The 21732-nt window shown below is 61.9% G+C and carries 24 protein-coding genes; 11 read left to right on the forward strand and 13 right to left on the reverse strand.

Annotation, left to right across the window (positions count from 1 at the left end; genetic code table 11):
• The first annotated feature begins 82 nt into the window (after positions 1-82).
• Together ccsB and ACLI1L_RS01760 are read left to right on the forward strand one after the other, a co-directional pair.
• Entirely contained in the window at positions 83-1102 is a 1020-nt protein-coding gene (gene ccsB / locus ACLI1L_RS01755) for a c-type cytochrome biogenesis protein CcsB (RefSeq protein ID WP_411707911.1), read from the forward strand.
• Positions 1103-1363 carry a helix-turn-helix domain-containing protein gene (locus tag ACLI1L_RS01760; RefSeq protein ID WP_049358704.1) on the forward strand — a complete coding sequence of 87 codons (261 nt, stop codon included), beginning with the start codon at positions 1103-1105 and terminating at the stop codon, positions 1361-1363. It abuts the gene before it with no gap.
• On the opposite strand, the gene ACLI1L_RS01765 is transcribed toward ACLI1L_RS01760, so the two are convergent.
• Positions 1360-1605 (reverse strand): hypothetical protein, encoded by a 246-nt coding sequence (locus ACLI1L_RS01765; protein WP_005322966.1) that lies wholly within the window; start codon positions 1603-1605, stop codon positions 1360-1362. The genes ACLI1L_RS01760 and ACLI1L_RS01765 overlap by 4 nt on opposite strands.
• 38 nt (positions 1606-1643) lie before the next feature.
• Between ACLI1L_RS01765 and ACLI1L_RS01770 the strand changes: the two genes are divergently transcribed.
• A complete protein-coding gene (locus tag ACLI1L_RS01770; protein ID WP_084279006.1) occupies positions 1644-1970 on the forward strand; it encodes a DUF4229 domain-containing protein in 327 nt (108 codons plus the stop codon).
• On the opposite strand, the gene ACLI1L_RS01775 is transcribed toward ACLI1L_RS01770, so the two are convergent.
• Entirely contained in the window at positions 1967-2857 is an 891-nt protein-coding gene (locus tag ACLI1L_RS01775) for a 1,4-dihydroxy-2-naphthoate polyprenyltransferase (protein WP_411707912.1), read from the reverse strand. The genes ACLI1L_RS01770 and ACLI1L_RS01775 overlap by 4 nt on opposite strands.
• Before the next feature lie 214 nt (positions 2858-3071).
• Between ACLI1L_RS01775 and ACLI1L_RS01780 the strand changes: the two genes are divergently transcribed.
• On the forward strand, positions 3072-3743 hold the full coding sequence (locus ACLI1L_RS01780; RefSeq protein ID WP_034656208.1) for a metal-dependent transcriptional regulator: 672 nt from the start codon (positions 3072-3074) through the stop codon (positions 3741-3743).
• On the opposite strand, the gene menE is transcribed toward ACLI1L_RS01780, so the two are convergent.
• The 9 genes from menE to ACLI1L_RS01825 all read right to left on the reverse strand — a co-directional run bounded on the left by menE (position 3744) and on the right by ACLI1L_RS01825 (position 10788).
• Entirely contained in the window at positions 3744-4877 is a 1134-nt protein-coding gene (menE, locus tag ACLI1L_RS01785) for an o-succinylbenzoate--CoA ligase (protein ID WP_005322961.1), read from the reverse strand.
• A gap of 56 nt (positions 4878-4933) precedes the next feature.
• On the reverse strand, positions 4934-5761 hold the full coding sequence (locus tag ACLI1L_RS01790) for a metal ABC transporter permease (protein WP_023020499.1): 828 nt from the start codon (positions 5759-5761) through the stop codon (positions 4934-4936).
• Positions 5761-6594 carry a metal ABC transporter permease gene (locus ACLI1L_RS01795; RefSeq protein ID WP_023020500.1) on the reverse strand — a complete coding sequence of 278 codons (834 nt, stop codon included), beginning with the start codon at positions 6592-6594 and terminating at the stop codon, positions 5761-5763. The genes ACLI1L_RS01790 and ACLI1L_RS01795 overlap by 1 nt, the downstream gene beginning before the upstream one ends.
• Positions 6591-7277, reverse strand: coding sequence for a metal ABC transporter ATP-binding protein (locus ACLI1L_RS01800; protein ID WP_023020501.1), 687 nt, complete (start codon positions 7275-7277; stop codon positions 6591-6593). Before ACLI1L_RS01800 ends, ACLI1L_RS01795 begins: the two co-directional genes overlap by 4 nt.
• A 6-nt stretch (positions 7278-7283) precedes the next feature.
• Positions 7284-8450: a metal ABC transporter substrate-binding protein gene (locus ACLI1L_RS01805; protein WP_248099189.1), complete on the reverse strand. Its 1167-nt coding sequence runs from the start codon at positions 8448-8450 to the stop codon at positions 7284-7286.
• 169 nt (positions 8451-8619) lie between these two features.
• On the reverse strand, positions 8620-8808 hold the full coding sequence (locus ACLI1L_RS01810) for a hypothetical protein (RefSeq protein ID WP_005322954.1): 189 nt from the start codon (positions 8806-8808) through the stop codon (positions 8620-8622).
• Between the two features lie 91 nt (positions 8809-8899).
• A complete protein-coding gene (locus ACLI1L_RS01815) occupies positions 8900-9049 on the reverse strand; it encodes a hypothetical protein (RefSeq protein ID WP_005322953.1) in 150 nt (49 codons plus the stop codon).
• 15 nt (positions 9050-9064) lie between these two features.
• Positions 9065-10033 carry a 1,4-dihydroxy-2-naphthoyl-CoA synthase gene (locus ACLI1L_RS01820; protein WP_034668262.1) on the reverse strand — a complete coding sequence of 323 codons (969 nt, stop codon included), beginning with the start codon at positions 10031-10033 and terminating at the stop codon, positions 9065-9067.
• A gap of 293 nt (positions 10034-10326) precedes the next feature.
• Entirely contained in the window at positions 10327-10788 is a 462-nt protein-coding gene (locus ACLI1L_RS01825; protein WP_005322951.1) for a DIP1984 family protein, read from the reverse strand.
• Between the two features lie 75 nt (positions 10789-10863).
• Here ACLI1L_RS01825 and ACLI1L_RS01830 point away from each other — a divergent pair, with 75 nt between their 5' ends.
• Positions 10864-11886 carry an o-succinylbenzoate synthase gene (locus ACLI1L_RS01830; protein ID WP_411707913.1) on the forward strand — a complete coding sequence of 341 codons (1023 nt, stop codon included), beginning with the start codon at positions 10864-10866 and terminating at the stop codon, positions 11884-11886.
• A 3-nt stretch (positions 11887-11889) separates the two neighbouring features.
• Here ACLI1L_RS01830 and ACLI1L_RS01835 read toward each other — a convergent pair whose 3' ends face one another.
• Complete coding sequence (locus tag ACLI1L_RS01835) at positions 11890-12801, reverse strand: hypothetical protein (RefSeq protein WP_411707914.1); 912 nt, start codon at positions 12799-12801, stop codon at positions 11890-11892.
• A gap of 187 nt (positions 12802-12988) precedes the next feature.
• Between ACLI1L_RS01835 and ACLI1L_RS01840 the strand changes: the two genes are divergently transcribed.
• The 6 genes from ACLI1L_RS01840 (at position 12989) to ACLI1L_RS01865 (ending at position 20331) form a co-directional block, all read left to right on the forward strand.
• Complete coding sequence (locus ACLI1L_RS01840; RefSeq protein ID WP_411707915.1) at positions 12989-15391, forward strand: excinuclease ABC subunit A; 2403 nt, start codon at positions 12989-12991, stop codon at positions 15389-15391.
• Between the two features lie 81 nt (positions 15392-15472).
• Positions 15473-16219, forward strand: a complete 747-nt coding sequence (locus ACLI1L_RS01845; protein WP_411707916.1) for a hypothetical protein — start codon at positions 15473-15475, stop codon at positions 16217-16219.
• Positions 16220-16276: 57 nt separating this feature from the next.
• Complete coding sequence (gene menD, locus ACLI1L_RS01850; RefSeq protein ID WP_411707917.1) at positions 16277-17899, forward strand: 2-succinyl-5-enolpyruvyl-6-hydroxy-3-cyclohexene-1-carboxylic-acid synthase; 1623 nt, start codon at positions 16277-16279, stop codon at positions 17897-17899.
• Positions 17900-18370, forward strand: a complete 471-nt coding sequence (locus tag ACLI1L_RS01855; protein WP_086588900.1) for a DUF3592 domain-containing protein — start codon at positions 17900-17902, stop codon at positions 18368-18370.
• 60 nt (positions 18371-18430) lie between these two features.
• Positions 18431-19630, forward strand: a complete 1200-nt coding sequence (locus ACLI1L_RS01860; protein ID WP_239208776.1) for a glycosyltransferase family 4 protein — start codon at positions 18431-18433, stop codon at positions 19628-19630.
• A gap of 11 nt (positions 19631-19641) precedes the next feature.
• A complete protein-coding gene (locus tag ACLI1L_RS01865; protein ID WP_023020512.1) occupies positions 19642-20331 on the forward strand; it encodes a demethylmenaquinone methyltransferase in 690 nt (229 codons plus the stop codon).
• Positions 20332-20372: 41 nt separating this feature from the next.
• Here ACLI1L_RS01865 and ACLI1L_RS01870 read toward each other — a convergent pair whose 3' ends face one another.
• Positions 20373-21638 (reverse strand): geranylgeranyl reductase family protein, encoded by a 1266-nt coding sequence (locus ACLI1L_RS01870; protein ID WP_411707918.1) that lies wholly within the window; start codon positions 21636-21638, stop codon positions 20373-20375.
• Between the last annotated feature and the right edge of the window lie 94 nt (positions 21639-21732).

Consider the following 21732-nt stretch of genomic DNA (forward strand, 5'->3'; position numbering starts at 1 on the left):
GTCCAACAAAAGTTGGACTAGGCCGTTTCGCTGAGTAAGGTAATCAGCACTATCCCCGCACGTGTATTCGCTAGGAGCGTTCATGCAGATTGATCAGAATCTGTCTAATTTCTCGGATATCGCGGTGCAGACCGCCTTTGTGGTGTACTGCGTCGCGCTCTTTTTGTCGCTGTTCTACTACGGCCGCATGCAGGGCATCATCGAGGGCCGCCGCGCCGTGAAGTCCGAGGCCGCGAAGGTCTTGGTGGGGGCGGGCGCTGGGGGCGTCGACAAGCAGAGCTATGCCGGCGAGGTTGCCCAGTCTTCTTCCGGAATCACGGCCGATGAGCTGAAGGAAAAGGAGCGCAAGGCCGATAAACTCGGCGGCATGACCAGCTCGCTGATGTGGGTAGGCATTGCGCTCCACGCCGCGGCGATTGTGCTGCGTGGCCTGGCTACCGGCCGTTTCCCCTTTGGCAACCTATACGAGTACGTGCTGATGGTGAGCTTCGGTGTTCTGCTGGTGGGCAATATTGCCATGCAGCGCAAGGAATGGCGCCCCGTGTGGCCATGGCTGCTCACCCCGGTGTTGGCGCTGATGTTTTATGGCTCCACCAAGCTCTATGCTGAGTCTGCCCCGGTGGTGCCGGCGCTGCAGTCGCACTGGCTGCCCATCCACGTCACCGTGGTGTCCTTGGGCGCGTCCATTGGTATTATTTCCGGCATTGTCTCGCTGCTGACCCTATTCCGGATGGCACAGCCGAAGCATGCCGAGCATGGCTTTTTCGGTGCTGTAGCCCGCCCATTGCCTTCGGCCGCGAAGATTGACCAGCTGGCCTACCGCCTGGCCGTGATCACCCTGCCGACCTTGGGTCTGGGCATCATCTTGGGTGCTATTTGGGCCGAGTCCGCGTGGGGCCGCTTCTGGGGCTGGGACCCGAAGGAAACCGTGTCTTTCGCTACCTGGATCCTTTATGCCGCCTACCTGCACGCGCGTGCAACGCCAGCGTTCCGCAAGGCTGCGCCGTGGATCAATGTCATGGCGATGGCGCTGATGGTGTTCAACCTCTTCTTCATCAACATGGTTGTCTCCGGCCTGCACTCCTATGCGGGGCTGAATTAAATGGCGGAGCATACGAGCCCGCGCCATAAGCTCGGCAAGCCGGCTGGTGATAACGCGGTGATTTTGGGGCTGGGCGCGCAATTTGCGGAACGTCGCCGCGAGTTGGGCATTTTGCAGCAGCAGCTTGCCGACGCCGCCGGTATCTCCCGCTCCACCCTCCACACCATTGAGCACGGGGGCGCGGGCGTGCGGTGGGAAAAGATTACCGCCGTGGCCGAGGCCCTCGGCTTGGAGATGCGCTTCGTGCCGAAGGAATCCTAATCCTTCTCGCCGTCGGTGTCGCGATTGCGGCGCTGGCGGCGTTTTTCTTCCTCTGCCTCCTGTGCGCGGCGTTGCTTGAAGCGCTCCTTTTCTAAGTTCCAGAGGAATTCCTCATCATCGTCGGGGCCCTTGATAGCGCGGGGTTGTTCCACCTCGCGCTTTTTCCATGTGGAGGGCCCGAAGGCCTTCCACACCAAGTAGGCGGCGAGGACAAAGAGTAAAAGGAGGATGATTCGGCCCATGCGTGGAATTCTACCTGCACCGCGTACAATCAACCCCCATGACGCATAACCCTGAGCCACCCAAGCCGGACCCAGAACTGCGCCGCCGTTCGCGGGCGGCGCTGTGGAAGTACGGGCTCGCCCGCGTAGTACTTTTTATCGCCTTGACCGTGGTGATCGAGCTGCTATCTATCGCCATCCGCTTTCCCATCCCGGTGCTCGTCTCGGCGCTGTTGGCGCTCTTCGTGGCGCTGCCGCTATCGATGCTTATCTTTAAAAAGTGGCGCATCGAGGCCACCCAAACGCTGGCCGAGTACTCCGCCCAGCGCAAGGCCCACAAACGCTGGGTCCAGGCGGAGCTAGAAGGGCGCGCCGCGCAGGACTAGACGAGGATGAGTGCGGCGGCCTCGATAATCGCCCACAGGAGCATCGCGCGGCCAGTCAGGCCGAGCACGGGGATAAGCTTTGGTCCTTGAGCGCCGCGATTGACGGTGCGAATGGCACGCAGCGCGAAGGGGAAGTAGACCAAGCCGGCGAGTGCGAGCCAGCTGCTGAAGGCAATGCCAATGGTCAGCAGGAATGGCAGAAGGAGCAGCACCGTAAAGAGCAGGCGTGCCTTCTCGTTTCCGAGGCGTACGGCGAGCGTAATCTTGCCGGTTTCGGCGTCGGAGGGAATATCGCGGATATTATTGACTAAGTTCACCCCGGAGCTCATCGCGCCGATGCCCACGGCCAGCGCGAGGCCCGACCACGACAGGCGGCCAGCTTGGGTGAATTCGGTGCCGAGCACGGCGACGAGCCCGAAGAAGATAAAGACAGCAACCTCGCCGAGCCCGCGATAGCCATATGGATTCTTGCCGCCGGTATAAAACCATGCTCCGGCGATGCACAGCGCGCCGACGAGGATGAGCCACCAGGCATGCGCCGCCAAGGACAACGCGATGCCGGCGAGCCCAGCCACCGCGAAGGCGGCGAAGGCCGCGAGTTTCACCTGCTGCGGACGGGCTAGGCCGCCGCCGGTGAGGCGCTGCGGACCGGTGCGGTCGTCGTCGGTGCCGCGGATGCCATCCGAGTAATCGTTGGCGTAATTGACACCGATGATGAGCGCCCACGCCACCACGAGGGCGAGAAGCGCGCGGCCGAAGTGCGCGCCGTCGGCAGCCGCTGCGGCACCAGTACCAGCGATGACTGGGGCGAAGGCATTAGCCCACGTGTGCGGGCGTGCGCCTTGGAGCCAGTCTTTGGCAGTTGCGGGATAGGCAGAAAGTGACATGTCAGTTATTGTGCCACGCCACCGCGGGCATGCTGTGCACAAGGGACGCACACGGCGGATATATAAAAGCCACGGGTATGGCGGAAGCGCGTCGTACGTACCCAAGAAAGGACGGCTGTGGGCCACACCCGTGACAAAAGTTCAATGCGTTGAACTTTCTTAAAGTTATCATGTGAATCGCTCGCGGGGCAAGGCCTTTACTACGATGAATGTCATGCATTTAAGCGATCTCCCTGAACGTACCCAGGACTACCTCAAAGTCCTGTGGGACCTCTCCGAGCACTCCGGCGGCGCGCCCATCGCGCTCAAGGAGCTGGCGGGGCGATTGAACCAAAAGGTGCCCACGGCGTCGGAAGCCGTAAAGCGTCTCGTTGCCCAAGGGCTGGTGGAACATGAGCGCTACGCTGGCGTTTCGCTGACCCCAGAGGGCCAGGCACTGTCCATGGGCATGGTCCGCCGCCATCGTCTCCTCGAGACCTTCTTGGTCAAAGAGCTGGGGTACACCTGGGACGAGGTTCACGAGGATGCCGATCTCCTCGAGCATGCATGCTCCGATCGCTTCATCGATCGACTCGATCAGCACCTGGGCCATCCTCAGCGCGATCCCCACGGCGATCCCATCCCCGACGCGCAGGGCAGCATCGAGGACCTTGGCACGCTCACGCTTGACGACGTCCCCCTTCACACCCCTGTCACCATCGAGCGGGTATGCGACGGAGACACCGAGCTGTTGCGCTACCTCGACAGCCATGGCGTCGGCCTGGGCGTCGAGGTCGTAGTCGATTCCCGCGTTGCGGGCCTGCTCAACCTGCACGCAGGGGACGAGGAGTTCTCTCTTGCGGAAGTCGCGGCCGCCGACGTGACGGTGCGCGCTAACGAAGTCTAATCAGTTCTTAAAGAGCCCTGCGACACCACGACGGTCCACCTTGCCGGGGCCGGTCAGCGGCATCTCAGCAATGCGGATAATCTCGCGCGGAATCTGCCACCGAGGCAGGTCATCGAGCGCTTCGAGGATGTCGGTGCGCGAGGCCCAGCCGGTGTAAGCTGCGGCGATCATCTGGCCAAGACGTGGATCAGGGATGCCCACCACGCATACACTGTCGACGCCCGGTACCTGCAACAAGAGCTGTTCCAGTTGTTCTGGGTGCAACTTCAACCCGCCCGAGTTGATGATGCTGTCCAGACGTCCAGTGACGGTGAGTTGACCGTGGGCGTCGAGCTCCCCGGCGTCGGAAGTTGCGAACCAGCCACCGACGAAGTCGCGCGATTCCACATTGCGGTAGCCCTGCGCAATGGTCGGCCCGCCCAGGAAAATGCGGTTATCTTCCCCGATGCGCACCTCGGTGCCGGGCAGGGGAGTGCCGTTGTAGACGCAACCGCCCGCAGTCTCCGAGGAGCCATAGGTGGTTACCACGGTGATGTCGAGCTTGCGCGCAGATTCCAATAGCTGGGGATGTGGCGCTGCTCCACCTACCAGGATGGAGTTGAAACGGCGCAGTGCTTGGATGCCGTCCAGCGAATCGAGTGCCTTGTGCAGCTGCATCGGTGTGAGCGCGGTGTACATGCGGTCCTCGGTGTGGGCGAGTTCTTCTGCTGCGCGGGCGAACTCGGTGATGTTAAAGCCTTGGGACAGGTCGAGGCACAGTGGCTCCACACCCGCCACCAACGAACGCACGAGCACCTGGATGCCCGCGATGTGGTGGGCGGGCATGGCCAGTAGCCATTGGCCGGGGCCACCCAGGAAAGAATGGGTGGCATCCGCACTCGCCACCAGGTTAAGCGGGCTTAGCTGCGCACCCTTCGGTGTGCCCGTGGAACCCGAGGTGGACACCACCAAAGCAATGTCCTCAGCAATCGATTCGCCCGCGCGCATGTGGTTGCGCAGCAATTCCGTCCGCGTGCGGTCCGCTGCGGGAAGGGGTAAGAGCGTGGTCTGCCCAGCGATGGCCTTCTCGAGGTCATCCAAAATTCCTGCGGGATTGCGGGGATCGACTGGGAGTGGGGCGAGGATATGAGTCACGAATAATCAGGTTACCCGGGCATATCGCTCGTCCCGGGAGGCGGCGCGCCGGGCGTTTAGAGCAAGGCGCGCAGCCCCATGCTGAGCAAATAGAACACACCCGCCAGCACCGCGATGCAGCCGCCCGCCGACAAACTGAGTGCGGCCGCCAGCCAGAGCCCGCCGCATGCCAGCGCAATGCCCGCGATACCGGCACCGAGCATGAGCTGGGTCGGGCGCTTGATCCACGGCTGCAACGCCGCCGCCGGGGCTACCAGCAGCGCCAGGGACAAGATAGTGCCCACTGCGGGAATCACCACCACCATGGTCACGCTGATAAGCGTGAGGGTAAGCAAGTCATAGCGGCCGGGCTTTCCGCCTTGTGCGCGGAAGGACGTCTGGTCGAAGTAGAAGGAGACTAACGTCCGGCGAAATGCCACCAGCACGCCAAGGCTGACCACCACCAGGGCGCCGACAAACCAGACATCCTGCGCATTGACAGTGGTCAGCGAGCCCACGAGAAAGCTATCCACGTGGATAGGTAGCGGTTGGAACCAGCGCAGCAACAAGATGCCCAGGGAAAATCCCAAGGTGAGCGTCACGCCGGCGGCAGCGGTCGAAGAAATGCCCTCGACGGTACTCAACCACCGCATAAGCCAGGCCAAAGGCAGGCAGAACAGTGCCGCCCCCACCATCAAACCCGTGGAGAGATCCAAGCTCAGAAGGTTGGCCACTACTACACCGAGCACCGCGCCGGGGAAGATTCCGTGCGACAGGCTCTCAGCGAAAAAGACGCGCTTGCCCATGACCATCAAGGTTCCAACTAAGCCAGATAAACATCCCACAGCGATGGCCTCAAGGAGGGGCATCCGCAGGATCTCTGGATCAAGATGAGACAGTCCCATTAGCTAAATACCCCCTTCAAGCCCGCTAGCGGCACGGTGGCAACCAGCATCAAGCTGACGATTGCCTGCGGCGAAATCTGGTGCGTGGTTTGGGACAGCATGATGGCAAATCCAACCACCACTGCCAGCGTGGACAAACCCGCAGCCCAGAAGCACATGCTGCGCGGGGATCCTGCGATCAAGCGCGCCGAGAGGCCTGGAATGACAATAAAACCGATAACCAGCAACACACCCACTGCCGAGCTAGCCGCCACCACGATTAGGCCAACCGCGATATTCGCAATGAGCTCATAAGCCGCCACGTTGATGCCCATGGCGCGGGCCGCTGTGGTATCGAAAGCGACGAGAATCTGCATGCGCCAGGTTGTCAGGATGAGCAGTGCCGCAATCACGCAGAGCGTGACGGAGGTTGCCAGCCTGGACTGCGTGACGTCGAGAAGCCGGCCAAACATGAGGGCCTCCAGCTGCCCGGACTTGTCGCCATAGGCCAAACTGATGACCACGCCGATGCCGTACATAAAGGTCAGCACCACGGCCGTTCCGGCTTCCATATCCAGCTTCTGCGCTGACTGGCCCTGCCCAGAACCCAGAGAAGCCAGCACCAGCACCGTCACCGTGGCCACCGCGGCCGCACCCGGCACGATGCCCGGGATGCCGCCCACGATGAGCCCTACCACGATGCCCGGAAAAACCGAGTGCACGAGGGCTTCCACCGTAAATTCCATGCGGCGGAGATTAACGAGGACGCTAATGGCAGCTCCCGCAATCGATAGGCACAGCAGGAAGAGGAAAGCATTGCGCAGGTACGGGGCGAAGAGAATCTGCTCTATCACAGTCGCGCGCCTTGCTCCATATAGGTTTCCACTGCTTCCTCGGTTCCCATGGTGCGGACCTTGCCGTCGATCACAAACGCCGCCCAGTCGCAGGTGTGCTGCGCCAAGATGGGGTCGTGAGTGGAGACGAGCAGGGCGATTCCTGCTTCCTTGAGATCCGCAATGATCTGAATCAGGATTCGGCGGCTTTCTTGATCAAGCCCGTTGAAGGGTTCGTCGAGAAGCACCAGCTCCGGGGCCGAAACCAACGCGCGCGCGATGAGCACGCGCTGGCGTTGCCCACCCGAGAGCTGGCCAAACCGCGTCTCGGCGAGGTGCTCCATCCCCACTTGTCGCAGGGCATTGAGTACGCAGTCGCGGTAGCTACGCATGCTCGTGCACCTGTGCCACCAGCTCACTGAGGGCAAAAGGCCCATTTCCACGACCTTGTAAGCCGTGACGGGAAAGCTCAGGTCGGAGTCTTGGTACTGCGGGACGTATCCGAGCGAGGCGTCGATGGTGGCCATGCCGCGCAAGGCAGCCAGGCCAGTGATTGCCTTGAGCAGGGTAGATTTGCCCGCGCCGTTGGAACCTAGGAGCGCCACGGCCTCGCCCGCGCGGATCTCAAGGTCAACGTCGGTGAGGATATCCCGGGCGCCATAGCCGCAGGTGGCATTGTGCAGAGTGACTAATGGGGAAGACATAAAGAGCTACTTTCGCTTGGCGACGTCGAATTCCTGCAGCGATTCTGGCAACGGTTGCTGCTTGGAGTCCCAGGCGCTGACCAGGGTGTTGATGTTGTGGACGATGGATCCGATGTAGGTCTCGCCCTCACTGCCTGGCACACCTAGCGAGTCGCCGTACAAAGCGTCGTCGGATGTAACCGCCTTGACGCCTGCGGCGCGGGCGATGGCCTCGATGGACTTCGAGCTGTTGGAATTCTCCGCAAAGATGGCCTTGGCACCGGACTCGCGGACCTTCTTTACCTGCTCATCGATGTGGCTCGAGGTGGCGTCCTGCTGGTGGTTGAAGTCAGACAGTGCGGAGCCGATGAATTTCACGCCATACTCGTTAGAGAAGTAGCCGAAGGCGTCGTGGGAAGAGAAGAGCACGCGGTCTTGCTCAGGAACTGCGGACATGGAATCGCTGGCCCACTTGTCGAGGTCCTCCAACTGGTCGGTGTACTTCTTGCCGGCGGCGGTGAAGGCGTCCTTGGCCTGCGGGGAGGCCTGGGACAACGTGTTGACGATGTTGTCGACCTGAATCTTGGCCTGCTTCGGGGAGGTCCACACGTGCGGGTCGTACTTGAATTCTGGGGCCTCGCCGTCCTCCCCCGGGAAAGGCCACGGGCGCGGGCTCACGTGCTCGATGCCCTCGTCGATGGTGTACTTGCCGTTGCCATCGCCCATACCTTCGCTCTTGACGCCCGAGGTCACGGCCATGACGCCGTGGAAGCCGGAGGAGTCCACGGCTTGGTCGAGGAAGTGCTCGAGGTCGACTCCGTTGACGAACATGTAGTCGGCCTGGGAGAGCGCCTGCATCTGCTGCGGGGTCATCTCGTGCTCGTGGGCGCTGGCGTTGGGGGCGAGCAAACAGGTGAGGTCGAGGGTCACTGGGCCCTCGCCGGAGTTGGTCTCCGCACCCTGGGAGTCGACCTTGTGGAGCTTGAGGCCGCCGGCGGCTACCTGGGTGAGGTAGTCGCAGATCTGGGTAGTCGTGGCCACGGCCTTGACGGTGTCGCCGTCCTTCGGCTTTGCAGCGTCGATGGATTCCTTCGAGGCGCTGCAAGCGGCGAGGCTGGCGCCGAGTGCGAGGGCGCAGGTGCCTGCGAGAATGCGCTGTAGGGGCCGGCGTGGGGTGCTGTGATTTGAGTTCATAATGAACTTCCTTTGTATTAGGAGAAGTGAACTCAACAAACACTAGCACCCTTGAACTAGATTGTTCAACGTAATGAACTTAGGTGGTCCTATCTCTTCCTTAAGCTGCCAAAATTTAAAAATGCCTCTCACTTCAATGAGTGAAGTGAGAGGCTAGGAAGCGGTGGCCTTATTTGGCTACTTTTGCCTTTTTGCTGAAGGGGAGCTGATCCAGGGAGCGTATGCCGGGGCCGGCGGCGAGCATCAGGCCCGCGACGGCGACGGTCCATTCGGAGAACTTTTGCCAGCCCTGGGCGATGAGAATTACGCCCAGGGCGACGCGTGCTGCGAGCATGACGAATGAGTTGCAGAGTTTCATGTTCGACACTTTAAGTATTAACTATGGGTATGTCCACAATTGCTTGAGATGTCTCACTCCGGTCCGAGGGCGTCCCACGCCATTTACTCCGCTACATGTATGGATTGCGCGGGGTGTCCTCCTGATCGAAGGGACGCTCCCCGCTGTCCTGCGCATCCTTGATACGCTTGAGCATCCACACTCGCGAGACGATGACGCCCGCCAGTGCAAGTGTGGCCAAGCCGATGGCGAAAATCCACATCGTGCTAACTCCTGGCTAGTAGTAATACGGGAACTGCTCCCACTGCGGGTCGCGCTTTTCGAGGAATGCTTCTTTGCCCTCGACGGCCTCGTCGGTCATGTACGCCAGGCGGGTCGCCTCGCCGGCGAAGACCTGCTGGCCCATGAGGCCGTCATCGGTCAGGTTGAAAGCGAACTTCAGCATGCGCTGGGCTGTCGGGGACTTGCCGTTGATTTCGCGGCCCATCTGGATTGCGGCGTCTTCCAAGTCGGCGTGATCGACAACCTCATTGACCGCGCCCATCTCATACATCCGCTGGGCATCATAGGTGCGGCCCAAGAAGAAAATCTCGCGGGCGAATTTTTGGCCCACCATCTTGGCTAGGTAGGCCGAGCCATAGCCGGCGTCGAAGGACCCTACGTCCGCGTCCGTCTGCTTGAAGCGCGCCTCCTGGCGGGAGGCGACCGTCATATCGCAGACCACGTGCAGCGAGTGCCCGCCGCCGGCCGCCCAACCATTGACCACGGCGATAACCACCTTGGGCATGGTGCGGATGAGGCGTTGGACCTCGAGGATATGTAGGCGGCCGCCTTCCACCTTCTCGCGGGCGGTGTCCACGGTGGATTCATCCGCGGTGGCGTCATCATGGGCGTGCTCGGTGGCGTAGCGGTACCCGGAGCGGCCGCGAATGCGCTGGTCGCCGCCCGAACAAAAAGCCCAGCCGCCATCCTTGTCGGAAGGACCATTGCCGGTGAGCAAAATCGTTCCCACATCCGGCGTGCGGCGGGCGTGGTCGAGGGCGCGGTAGAGCTCGTCTACGGTATGCGGGCGAAACGCATTGCGCACCTCCGGGCGGTCGAAGGCGATGCGCACGATGCCGTTCTTGCGGCCCTCGCCGTTGAGCCGGTGATAGGTGATATCCGTCAGGTCCTCAAAACCTTCTACGGCATGCCACAATTCCGGGCGGAACGGATTATCGGTGCTGTATTTTTTCTGCTCGCTCATGATGGCCAGCTTAGTGGCAAAAGAAGAATAGTCCCCATTCCCAACCCTCACCCACACACACTGCCCAGCAGGCCGGTAATAATCAATACGCGATACTGCGAGGTTGTTGCCCCGCACAATACCCGTGTACGCCATACCAGCGCGGTACTCCATGCCATGGGGAGACTCGAACTCCCCGCCCCTTAAAGCGCTAAAGGGGGCCAGAGTCCCAGGATTTTCCCCTCCAGGGTGGGGGCCTGCTCGCTGCAGGTGTGTGGGCTACCATCGCGCGCTCTATGCGGCGCGCGACATGACTATCCGTTTTTCAGTTCGGTATTCCAGTTCAGTTGCTGGATGCGGGTATCCAGCTCGCGATACTGCTTAGACAAATCATCGACACGCTTGCGCAGATCCGCCACCGGGATGGTGGAGACAAACTTAATCTCGGTGCGGGAATAGCGGTCCGAGCGGGTGCCCGCCCGCTGCGCCAGGTCGTGGTAGATGCGGCGCTTGCGCAAGAGGCCGTCGCGAAGCGCGAGGGCTTCCATCAAGTTCCTCTTCTCATCAAAGGCGGTGGCGATATTCGTCGCATTAATGGCCTGCACCAGCTCATCGATGCGCCCGGCCACGCCATCGAGCTCGCGCAGCAGCTCCTGCGGATCCTCATCCGGGGTATCGCCCTCCTGCACGCGGGCCACGGTGAGCAACCGCTCGTGCAGGCTATTGAGGCGCTCCTGTGCCTGGGCGCGCTCCGCCAATGCCTCAGCTAGCAGCATAATTCCTCCTTTATTGGTATGGGTTCCCAAAATAGCGCAGAGCGGGGGAGGGGTCAATGGCCGGCGGGCGCTACCATGAAGGCCATGCATATCGATGACGTCCTCGACCGCGCCCACGTAGTCTCCCTCCCGCTCGCCGTGCGTTTCCGCGGCATTACCACCAGGGAAGCCTTGCTCATCGATGGCCCGGCCGGCTGGGGCGAGTTCGCGCCCTTCTTGGAATACGGCCCGGCCGAGTCCGCCGCGTGGCTGCGCGCCGGGCTCGAGGCCGCCTACGAGGGCTTTCCAGAGCCGGTACGCGATTCCATCGAGGTCAACGCCACCATCCCGGCCGTGCCCGCCAGCGAGGTCCCGGCCGTGGTGGAGCGCTACCCCGGCTGCCGCACCTTCAAAATCAAGGTGGCGGAGAAGGGGCACACGCTTGCCGACGACGCCGCTCGCGTCCACGCCGTCCGCGACGCCGTCACCCAACGCGGCGATATCCCCATCCTTCGCGTGGACGCCAACGGCGGCTGGAGCGTCGATGAGGCGGTCGAGGCCGCGCAGATGATGATGCCGCTGGACTATATGGAACAGCCCTGCGCCACCACTGAGGAGCTCGCCCAGGTCCGCGGCCGCCTTATGCGCGCCGGCCTCTTTGTGCGCGTCGCCGCCGATGAATCCATTCGCAAGGTCGCCGACCCGTATCGCGTGGCCGAGTTGCAGGCCGCGGACGTCGCCGTGGTCAAGCCTGCCCCGCTCGGCGGCGTGCGCCGCGTCCTCGAGGTGGCCCAACACCTGCGCCAGCGCCATATGGACATCACGGTGGCTTCTGCGCTCGATACCTCCATCGGCATCAATATGGGCCTGGCGGCCGTCGCCGCTCTCCCGCGCATCTACGACGATGAAGACATCGACGTCACCCCGGCCGCCGCTGGACTTGCCACCGGCTCCCTCTTTGCAGAAGACGTCACCGCGCCGCGCCCGCTTGTCGATGGCCACCTTCCCGCCGATATCCTCGCCCCCGACCCAGACCGCCTGACCGCCCTCGCTGCCCCCGCCGACCGCCGCGATTGGTGGTTCGACCGCCTGCGCGCCTGCTGGCCGCACCTGGACTAGGCTCTAGAGCAAGCTTTGGTGGAACCGCCACGCCGGAGTCGCCAGCGCCCACCGCACCTTTGGCGGACTGCTCTTTAGCCCGCGCACGCTGCGTCGATGCGCCACCGTTCCTTGCACCGTCTCCACCACCAGCTTGAGGTGGTAGTCGGTGCATTCATCTGTAAATTTCAATGGCGCCCACCCATGCTGCACCGCATGATTGGTCTTCCACATCCCGATGAGAAATTCTCGGTGATTATCTTCCGGCGCGTGATAATAAAGCGAGTCCAAGTCCACCACCGTCGTTCCCGCTTCGAAGCCTAGATCCCAGGTATATGGTCCTAATCGAAAATTTGGCACCGGCTTGAGACCCACCCGCCGCATCTCGTGGTACATCCGCTGCTCCCACTTCGAGGCCGTCCCCACCGGCGCCCGCTCCGCCAGCTCGCGAACCGCGTCCCTTTTCTTGCTGATCACCTGCTCTATATCGGCCGCGAACCTCCCCCTTCCGTTGAGCCCGCGATACGCCTGCGCCAGTGCATCCTTCAGCAGCCACTTGCTGCAGTGCTCAAAGCTCAATGCATCTGCTACCGCCTGCGCCGGCAACGCCATCTTTACACCCTTGACCCGATTCGCCGGCACCGGCCGCGACCTCACCGTATGTACCAGATCATCCGCCCGGGCTCGGCAGTTATTATCCACCCGGATCACCGTCGGCAGCTGCACCTCGCATAAGCCATAGGCCGCGAGCGCCGCCGTTCCCGAAAACACCGCATCCGGATAAAGCTGCGCCACCGCGTTGAGCTTATCTTTCGCGCTCGCCTCCGCAGCGACATAACAGTTGCGCCTAAGCCGGAGGAGTCTGCCCTCTGCCACCTCCTTTTCAATTCGATATTGAGTCATTCCTTCTTCGAACAGGTCTTTTCGCGTGTACATAGTCTTTTAGACTGCTGCGTTGAGGAGTCGGTTCCGTGAAACATCAGGGATCACGACTTTCGTCCATACAAACCCCCAAAACCGTCGACGAAATCTCTGGTTTAGATGGACGAAAATCGCGATCGACGGCGGAAATCCAAGATCGAGCTCGCTGCTCAGCCCGCCACCTGTGCGTACGCTAGAGGACATGTCTACTATCAAGGTCCGCGATGCCCACCTGCACAACCTGCGCAACGTCGACGTCGATATGCCCCGCGGCAAACTCGTCGCAGTCACGGGAGTGTCTGGTTCGGGAAAGTCTTCGCTGGCCTTCGGCACGATTCACGGCGAAGGCCAGCGTCGCTACCTTGAATCGGTAGCACCCTTCGCCCGCCGCCTCATTAGCTCGGCCGTCGATCCGCAGGTCAGCCAGGTAGAGGGCCTACCGCCGACGGTCGCGCTGCAGCAATCGACCTCCGGCGGCGGAGCGCGCTCCACGGTAGGTACGGTCTCCGCGCTCTCGAATAGCGTGCGCCTGCTCTATTCGCGCGCCGGGGATAATCCGGAGGGCTTGTACTCGGATTCTTTCTCCCCGAATACCCCGGAGGGAATGTGTCCGCAGTGCCACGGCACGGGCGTGGTCCACGAGCCGACTGAGGACTCGATGGTTCCGGATCCCACCCTTTCCATCGAGGAAGGCGCCATCCAAGCCTGGCCGGGCGCCTGGGCCGGCAAGAATTTCCACGACATCCTGATGAACCTGGGCTATGACCTGGATTCGCCCTGGCAAGAGCTGTCACAGAAAGACCGCGACTGGATTCTTTTTACCGAGGAGCGCCCCGTCGTCACGGTCAAGCCCCTGCGCGGCAAGAACCAGATTCAGCGCAACTATGAGGGCACGTGGCGTTCGGTGGCCAGCTACTTGAATAAGACGCTGGCGGAGACCCAATCGGATACCCTGCGCAAGCGCACCCTGTCCTATATGGAATCGCGCGAGTGCGAAACGTGTGGCGGCCGCCGCCTCAACCCGGCTGCGCTGAAGGTGACCTATGCGGGCATGCCCATTGATGAGCTGGGCGCGCTGCCGCTGGATAGGGTTCACGCGGTGCTGAGCAAGCAGAATCCGGAGGAGAACTCGGCCGAGGATTTGCTGCTGCGGCAGATTCTGCCCGCCTTGACCTCGGCGCTCGAGCTTGGCTTGGCGCACCTGAGCCTGGATCGGCCGACGCAGAGCCTGTCCGGCGGCGAGATGCAGCGTATCCGGCTGGCGGCGCAGCTGCGCTCCGGTCTCTTTGGCGTGGCCTATGTGCTCGATGAGCCCTCGGCCGGCCTGCACCCAGATGAGCGCGACGCCGTGATGGACATGTGCCGCCGCTTCATCGCGGCCGGCAATTCTGTGCTCTTGGTAGAGCATGACATGGATTTGGTCGCGCAGGCGGACTGGCTCGTTGACGTCGGCCCGCTGGCTGGCGAGCGCGGCGGTAACGTCGTCTATTCGGGTCCAGTCGCAGACTACGACGCGGATACCCCCACCGCCCATGCCTTGGCCAATCGCACGCTCGCGCTTGCCGACGACCCCCGCACCCCCTCTTCCCACCTCGCCCTCCGCGGCATCAAAGCCCGCAGCATCGACAATCTGGATGTGGACTTTGGGTTGGGCCAATTCACGGCGGTCGCTGGAGTATCCGGTTCCGGCAAGTCCACCCTGGTCAGTACGGTGCTTGCTGGTCTACTGCGACAGTCCGCTACGGCCGTCTCCGATGAAGAAGAGACCGAGGAGAAGGGCTGGTCCGTAGAGAGCACGGAAGGCTTTGACCAGGTTAAACGCCTGGTACAGATTACACAGAAGCCCATCGGCCGCACCCCGCGCTCCACGCTGGCAACCTATACCGGTCTTTTCGATAATGTCCGCAAACTCTTCGCCTCCACCGACGAGGCCAAGCAACGCGGGTGGACTGTCTCGCGCTTTTCCTACAACGTGAAGCAAGGCCAGTGTCCCACCTGTGGCGGCGCGGGCAAGATCGAAGTGGAGCTGGTCTTTTTGCCAGGCTCGTATACCACCTGCCCAGAGTGCGGTGGTGCCCGCTTCAACGACGAGACCCTCGAGGTGACCTGGCAGGACCGCACCATCGCGGACATTTTGGAGCTCACCGTCGACGAAGCCGCAGAGGTATTCGCCGAAGAAGAGAAGATTTACCGCGCCATCGCCACACTGCAGGCCGTTGGTTTGGGCTACCTTCGCTTGGGCCAAGGCGCACCGGAGCTGTCCGGCGGAGAGGCCCAGCGCATCAAGCTCGCCACGGAGCTGCAGCGTTCTCGTAACTCTCGCCGCGGCCACACGGTCTACCTGCTCGATGAGCCCACCACGGGTCTGCACCCGGCTGATATCGATCTGCTCAATACCGAGCTGCATAAGTTGGCGGATGCGGGGCATACGGTGATCGTCGTTGAGCATGATCTTTCGGTGATGGCACACGCTGACCGCATTATTGAGATGGGCCCAGGCGCCGGTAAAGATGGTGGCCGCATCATCGCGGATGCCACCCCGGCGGAAGTAGCCAAGGAGGATACCGCCACTGGCCGAGCCTTGCGCGCGCGGCAGGCCCACTAAGCAGCGAGTCTTTTCCTCACCCCGTTAGCTATGGGAGAACTCTCTGGGATCTCACAGCAAAATGGGGTAGAGGTAGAAAGCATGACTACTAGAGGCCCCCATCGCGGAAACCAAGGCGATAGAGATGAAACCCGCAGCTGGTCCAGCCCGGCGGATGATGCCACCCGTCAGATTGGACGCGTGCCCGATAGCGCCAGCGGTCCCCGCCGCGACCAGGCACGCCGCGAGCACCCGAAGCAGTACTTTCCGGGGGAGCAGCAGCCGCAGAATGAGACTCGGCAATTTGATGCGGACGCAGCCTACCAACAGGGCTATGGCCAGAGCTATCAGCAGCCGGCTGGTCAGGGACAAGCCTATGGCCAGCAGTACGCGCAGCAGCCTGGATACGAGCCAGTTCCTTCTGACTATGATCCGGACCAGCCGGAAAAGCGGAAAAAGAAGGGCGGCGGTGGCGGTGCCATGGCCGGCGTCTTCGCGGCTATCGCGGTGCTAGCCGTACTGGCTGCGGCCGTGCTGTTTTTCCTGTGGCGCAATGCCGCGGACGAGGCGGATAAGCCGGATCCAGAGCCCGTGACGGAGACACTGACCACGCAGGTTCCCACCACCGTGACCCAGACCGATGAGCCGGATACGCAGGATGAGGATTCAAATAAGCTACCGAAGCTGCCGGATTTCCAAAACGAGCTGCCCTCCGATATTCCGACCGAACTGCCGCCGGAGGTGCAAGACCAGCTGGATAAAGGCGCCGATGTGGACGTAGAGGGCCTCCTCAATGACCTCCTGGGCGGCGGCGAGCAGCCGGCTGGCCAGCAGGGCACTCAGAACTAAGTGCCAAGCACCTGCCCGGTAAGGGAAATGGCGCGCGGGCAGGTAAAATCGGGCGGCATGAATGAATCGATGCAGTTGGCTGAGAAGGTAGCCGCCCAACTGGCGCGCCACCTCACGGATGTCGTTTTGTGCCCTGGTTCGCGCAACGCGCCGCTGTCGTTGGCGCTTTTAGCACGTGATGATATCCGCGTTCACACCCGCCTCGATGAGCGCGGGGGAGCGTTTACCGCCCTAGGCATGGCGCGAGTGCAGCGCCGCCACGTGGGCGTGGTGATGACCTCGGGAACTGCGGTGGCTAATACTCTGCCGGCCGTGGTGGAGGCACACTATTCCCATACGCCGCTGGCCATCATTAGCGCCGATCGGCCAGAGCGTCTGGTAGGCACGGGTGCCTCCCAAACCATCGAGCAACAGGGCATCTTCGGCGTCTATGCGGAGACCACCCAGGTCACCAGCGCAGCTGATCTGGAGGCGATGTCCCAGCGCTTCCGCGCAGACCTGCAAGTACACATCAATGTGGCTTTTGATGCCCCGCTTGTCGACGCCGCTTTGCCCGCCCGCACCTCCGGCGATGGCGTGCTCGAGCCAGCACCGGCCTTTGTGGATCACGGCGAAGTAGCCGTGGACTTGAGCAAGAACACACTGGTCATTGCGGGGGACGAGGCCTGGGAGGTAGAAGGCCTCCAAGACGTACCAACCATCGCAGAGCCAAGCGCGCCAGGCCCGTACCATCCGGTACATCCGGCGGCGGCGCATATCTTCCGCAAGGCGCAGGTCTCCGCGAATGACTATGTGGTCAATACCAAGGTGGAACAGGTCATCGTCGTCGGGCACCCGACGCTGCACCGCAGCGTTTTGGCGCTGATGAATGATCCGGATATTGATCTGGTGGTGCTCTCGCGCACCAAGGACTTCACCAATCAGCGCGGTGAGGACGCACGCCTTGGCACCACCGTCAAGGTCACCGGGGAACCGAGCCGCGAGTGGATGAAGATTTGCGAGGGTGCTACCGACATGGCGGGACAAGCCGTGCGCGAGACTCTTGAGGACGAAGAACTGGGATTTACCGGGCTGCACGTGGCGGCCGCGGTGGGCGATACGCTCTCCGTCAACGACGCCCTGGTCCTTGGCGCCTCGAACCCAGTGCGCGATGCCGCATTAGTGGGCCTGCCCTTCGACGGTGTCGATACGTACTCGCCGCGCGGGGCGGCCGGTATTGACGGAACCATTGCCCAGGCCATCGGCATTTCCTTGGCCACGCAATCGCTGGATCCCACCAATTGGCGTGCCCCACGCGTTATGGCGCTGATGGGCGATGTCACCTTCTTGCATGATGCGAATAGCCTGCTCATCCCAGAAGACCAACCGCGTCCGGAAAACCTCACCATCGTCGTAGCCAATGACAATGGTGGCGGCATCTTCGAAACCCTTGAGCAGGGGGCCGATGCGCTGCGCGCATCGTTTGAGCCGGCGTTTGGGACGCCGCATGGGGTGGACGTCGGCAAGCTGGCAGAAGCCTATGAGGCAGACTACCGCGAGGTCACTACCCCGCAGGAGCTGCTGGATACGCTGGCGGAACTTAAGGAATACTCCACCGGTATCACCATCGTGGAAGCAAAGACCACCCGTGCCACGCGTCGGGCGCTCACTGAGAAGCTGACCGCAAAGGTGGGCCAGTAAGTGGCTTCGCCGCAGCATAAACCGCACGCAGCCGTGGTGCCGCGCTATACGGCTGCGGTCTATCGTCGTCGCCTGCACCAGCTGACGCTGGCGTTGTATCTGGCCGCACTTGTGGGCGTGGTAGGCATGGTCATCGGACCGGCGCTTAATGATCACGCCATCGCCGCCCATCCCGCGCGTGCTCTGGCTACAGTCAAAGACGTGGGAATGCTGCGCACCACGGTGGATTTCCAAGACAGTGAGGGGATTTACCATATCCCGAAGCACGGGCTGCTATATCCCAGCGGCCTGGGGGAGGGGCAGCAGGTGTGGGTGCAATACGCCCTCGATGACCCTGATTTAGTCAAGGTCGAAGGCCGTAAGTGGACGCTGGCTATCATCCCAGCGGCTTCGGTAGGGGTGGTGGCTACACTTATTGCGGCCGCTTTGTGGAAGCTGATTAGCTTCTTTACCCGCCGTGCGGAGAAATAATTAACCAAGATTTTCCGCTAGCTTCACCATTAACTTAAGAAAATAGGTCATTATGGTGGCATGCGTGTTGCGATCGTGGCTGAATCCTTCCTTCCCAATGTCAATGGTGTGACCAACTCAGTGCTGCGCGTTTTGGAGCATCTGCACGAGACGGGGCAGGAGGCCATTGTTATCGCGCCGGGCGCCCGCGAAGGCCAAGAGGAAATTCCGGACTACCTCGGATTCCCCATCTACCGCGTGCCCACCGTGCGCGTGCCGCTGGTGGATTCGCTTCCGGTGGGAGTTCCTACCACGGCCGTGGATGAAGCGCTGCGTGATTTCAAGCCGGATATCATCCACCTAGCTAGCCCCTTCGTACTCGGCGCGGCAGGTGCCTTCTCCGCCCGTCAGCAACGCGTGCCGGCCGTGGCGCTGTACCAGACCGACGTCGCCGGATTCGCCACTAAATACCATGCTTCCGCGCTGGCCTATGGCGTCTGGGAGTGGCTGCGCACCATCCACAACTCCTGCCAGATGACCCTGGCACCGTCTTCTCTGACCATCCGAGATCTGGAAAAGCACCACATCAAAAACGTGCGCCATTGGGGACGCGGCGTGAATGCGGAGCTTTTCCACCCATCCAAGCGCTCTGCTGAGCTGCGCCGCAGCTGGGAGCCGAGTGGAACGAAGAATATCGTCGGCTTCGTTGGCCGTTTGGCTGCGGAAAAGGGCGTGCACCGGTTATCGGCGCTCAACGGACGCGAAGATATCCAGCTGGTTATCGTGGGCGATGGGCCGGAGCGGCCCCTATTGGAAGCCCAGCTTCCTGGGGCCGTGTTTACGGGTGCTCTTTCCGGTGAAGAACTTGCCGCGGCCTATGCTTCTTTGGATGTTTTTGTCCATGCCGGTGAGTTTGAGACCTTCTGCCAGTCCATTCAGGAGGCGCAGGCCTCCGGCGTGCCGACCATTGGGCCGCGTGCCGGTGGTCCGGTAGACCTCATTGAGGAGGGCTATAACGGGCTTTTGTTGGACGTGAAGACCTTTGTGGAAGACCTCCCCAATGCGGTGGATGCGCTGCTCAACCCAGAGATCCATCAGGAGATGCGCGATAATGCCCGCGAGTCCATTTCTTCCAAGACATGGAAGGCGCTGTGCGAGCAGCTCGTGGGCTATTACGAAGAGGTGCTGGAGGATACCCGCCGGGTGCCCCTGACCATTCTGGGGCAGCGCCCGGAGCTGCCGCGGTGGGCGGCTCGTGCCCTCGGCGCCCGCGTGGCCTAAACTGATCATTTGTGTCTAAGGCAGATCTGGATAAAAAGCCCTTCGATGTGGCGCGCATGTTTGACGCCGTGGGCGAGAAGTACGACCTCACTAATACCGTCTTGTCCTTCGGGCAGGACGCGCACTGGCGCAAGCGCACCCGCGAACGACTAAACCTACAACCGGGGGAGAAGGTCCTCGATCTTGCGGCCGGCACCGCCGTATCCACCGTGGAATTGTCCAAGTCCGGTGCGTGGTGCGTGGCGTGTGATTTCTCCCGTGGCATGTTGGCCGCTGGCCGTGAGCGTGACGTACCCAAGGTGGCCGGCGATGGCATGAAGCTGCCGTTTGCGGATAATACTTTTGATGCGGTGACCATCTCTTATGGACTGCGCAATATCCACGACTTTGAGCTCGGGCTGCGTGAAATGGCGCGCGTGACCAAGCCGGGCGGGCGTCTAGCGGTGGCGGAATTTTCCACCCCGGTGGTGCCGATTTTTGGCACCGTGTACAAGGAATACTTAATGCGCCTGCTGCCGCCGGTGGCGCGCGTGGTTTCTTCTAATCCGGATGCCTATATCTACCTCGCGGAGTCCATTCGTGCATGGCCGGGGCAAGAGGAGCTCGCGGCGGCTATCAATCGCAATGGCTGGGCCGAGGCCGGTTGGCAGAACCTTACCTTTGGCATCGTGGCGCTGCACTCGGCGGTCAAGCCCGCCTAGGTGCGGGCCTGAGCCCGCGCCTAGAGGACTGCGGTGGGGGACTATGCCGCGGTGGAATCCCACAGGGGAGTATCGCGGCGGATAGACGATACGGTGCGGCCAGCAGCGCGCCAGGTGCGGGCGATAAGATCGCGGTCGTCGTCAGTAATGAGATTGCCCATGAGGCGTGCGGCGGCCGGCATGAGCATACGGCCGACGGGCCCGCGCAGGGCCAGGGGACCGGCAATCGGTAGGAACTGCGGGTAGGTCAAAAGACGTGCGGCCGTGCGGGCCAGGAGGAAGGATTCGCCGTAGTGTTCGCGCAAGACGGCCGGCCAGGCGAGGGTGAAATCCTTTGGACCGAGTAGATCCACGGCCAGCGCGGCGGTCTCCAAGCCATAATCGATGCCCTCGCCGTTGAGGGGATTAATGCAGGCGGCGGCATCGCCGATAATCATCCAATTGGCGCCGGCCACGTTGGATACCGCGCCACCCATGGGCAATAGGGCAGAGGTGACGTGTTCAATCTCTCCTAGTCCCCACTCGGGGCGTTGTTGGGCGGCGTAGAACTCGAGCAGCTTCTTGGTATTGATCTTGGCGGGGCGCTGCGCGGTCGAGAGTGCGCCAAGGCCGATATTGACCTGGCCAAGCTCAAGGCCGAGCGGGAAGATCCAGCCGTAGCCGGGTTGTACTTTGCCGTCTTCGTCTTTGAGCTCTACGTGGGAATGCATCCAGGGCTCATCGGCATGCGTGGAGGAAGCATAGGAGCGTGCGGCGATTCCATAGACCTCCTCGCGGTGCCAGGTGCGGCCAAGCTTCTTGCCAAAAGTAGAGCGCACGCCATCGGCCACAATGATCCAATTGGCGTGTACGGTGGCTTCGCCCACGCGGAAAGACGTCAGGCGGTTTCCTTCTAATACGGGATCGGTAGCAGGGGTGCCGGTGATAAGGGTGGCGCCGGCGCCTACGGCGGCATCGACAAGCAGGGCATCAAAGCGATAACGCGGCAGGGCCGTACCCACCTGGGAAGGGTAGGTTTTCGGCCACGGCGCGGTAATATCGCCGCCGTATCCGTGCAGCTTCAGACCGCGATTGCGGTAGGAGGCGTTGATCTTAAGGCCTAGCTCATCGAGCTGATGCATCGCGCGTGGGGTGAGCCCGTCACCGCAGGTTTTATCGCGGGGAAATGTCGCGGAATCAATAAGGAGGGTGTCAAAGCCCGCGCGTGCGGCGTGAATCGCGGCGGCGGCACCGGCAGGTCCAGCGCCAATGATGGCGACCTCGACATAGGTTGGGGAATCGATCTGCTCCGACATGAGGACTATCATTGCATGAGTTCGACCCCTCGAGTGTGTTTAGGGGCGCGGATTGGACTACGGTAGGTAATCGATTATCTCTGGCTTTTAGTTGCAAGGAACACTA

The sequence above is a fragment of the Corynebacterium sp. LaCa117 genome, assembly GCF_046717765.1.
Classification (GTDB): Bacteria; Actinomycetota; Actinomycetes; order Mycobacteriales; family Mycobacteriaceae; genus Corynebacterium; species Corynebacterium kefirresidentii.

Coding starts and splice junctions, on each gene's coding strand:
- ccsB (WP_411707911.1), top strand. CDS start 83: ATGCAGATTGATCAGAATCTGTCTAATTTCTCGGATATCGCGGTGCAG.
- ACLI1L_RS01760 (WP_049358704.1), top strand. CDS start 1,103: ATGGCGGAGCATACGAGCCCGCGCCATAAGCTCGGCAAGCCGGCTGGT.
- ACLI1L_RS01765 (WP_005322966.1), bottom strand. CDS start 1,605: ATGGGCCGAATCATCCTCCTTTTACTCTTTGTCCTCGCCGCCTACTTG.
- ACLI1L_RS01770 (WP_084279006.1), top strand. CDS start 1,644: ATGACGCATAACCCTGAGCCACCCAAGCCGGACCCAGAACTGCGCCGC.
- ACLI1L_RS01775 (WP_411707912.1), bottom strand. CDS start 2,857: ATGTCACTTTCTGCCTATCCCGCAACTGCCAAAGACTGGCTCCAAGGC.
- ACLI1L_RS01780 (WP_034656208.1), top strand. CDS start 3,072: ATGCATTTAAGCGATCTCCCTGAACGTACCCAGGACTACCTCAAAGTC.
- ACLI1L_RS01790 (WP_023020499.1), bottom strand. CDS start 5,761: ATGGGACTGTCTCATCTTGATCCAGAGATCCTGCGGATGCCCCTCCTT.
- ACLI1L_RS01800 (WP_023020501.1), bottom strand. CDS start 7,277: ATGTCTTCCCCATTAGTCACTCTGCACAATGCCACCTGCGGCTATGGC.
- ACLI1L_RS01805 (WP_248099189.1), bottom strand. CDS start 8,450: ATGAACTCAAATCACAGCACCCCACGCCGGCCCCTACAGCGCATTCTC.
- ACLI1L_RS01810 (WP_005322954.1), bottom strand. CDS start 8,808: ATGAAACTCTGCAACTCATTCGTCATGCTCGCAGCACGCGTCGCCCTG.
- ACLI1L_RS01815 (WP_005322953.1), bottom strand. CDS start 9,049: ATGTGGATTTTCGCCATCGGCTTGGCCACACTTGCACTGGCGGGCGTC.
- ACLI1L_RS01820 (WP_034668262.1), bottom strand. CDS start 10,033: ATGAGCGAGCAGAAAAAATACAGCACCGATAATCCGTTCCGCCCGGAA.
- ACLI1L_RS01825 (WP_005322951.1), bottom strand. CDS start 10,788: ATGCTGCTAGCTGAGGCATTGGCGGAGCGCGCCCAGGCACAGGAGCGC.
- ACLI1L_RS01830 (WP_411707913.1), top strand. CDS start 10,864: ATGAAGGCCATGCATATCGATGACGTCCTCGACCGCGCCCACGTAGTC.
- ACLI1L_RS01835 (WP_411707914.1), bottom strand. CDS start 12,801: ATGTACACGCGAAAAGACCTGTTCGAAGAAGGAATGACTCAATATCGA.
- ACLI1L_RS01840 (WP_411707915.1), top strand. CDS start 12,989: ATGTCTACTATCAAGGTCCGCGATGCCCACCTGCACAACCTGCGCAAC.
- ACLI1L_RS01845 (WP_411707916.1), top strand. CDS start 15,473: ATGACTACTAGAGGCCCCCATCGCGGAAACCAAGGCGATAGAGATGAA.
- menD (WP_411707917.1), top strand. CDS start 16,277: ATGAATGAATCGATGCAGTTGGCTGAGAAGGTAGCCGCCCAACTGGCG.
- ACLI1L_RS01860 (WP_239208776.1), top strand. CDS start 18,431: ATGCGTGTTGCGATCGTGGCTGAATCCTTCCTTCCCAATGTCAATGGT.
- ACLI1L_RS01870 (WP_411707918.1), bottom strand. CDS start 21,638: ATGATAGTCCTCATGTCGGAGCAGATCGATTCCCCAACCTATGTCGAG.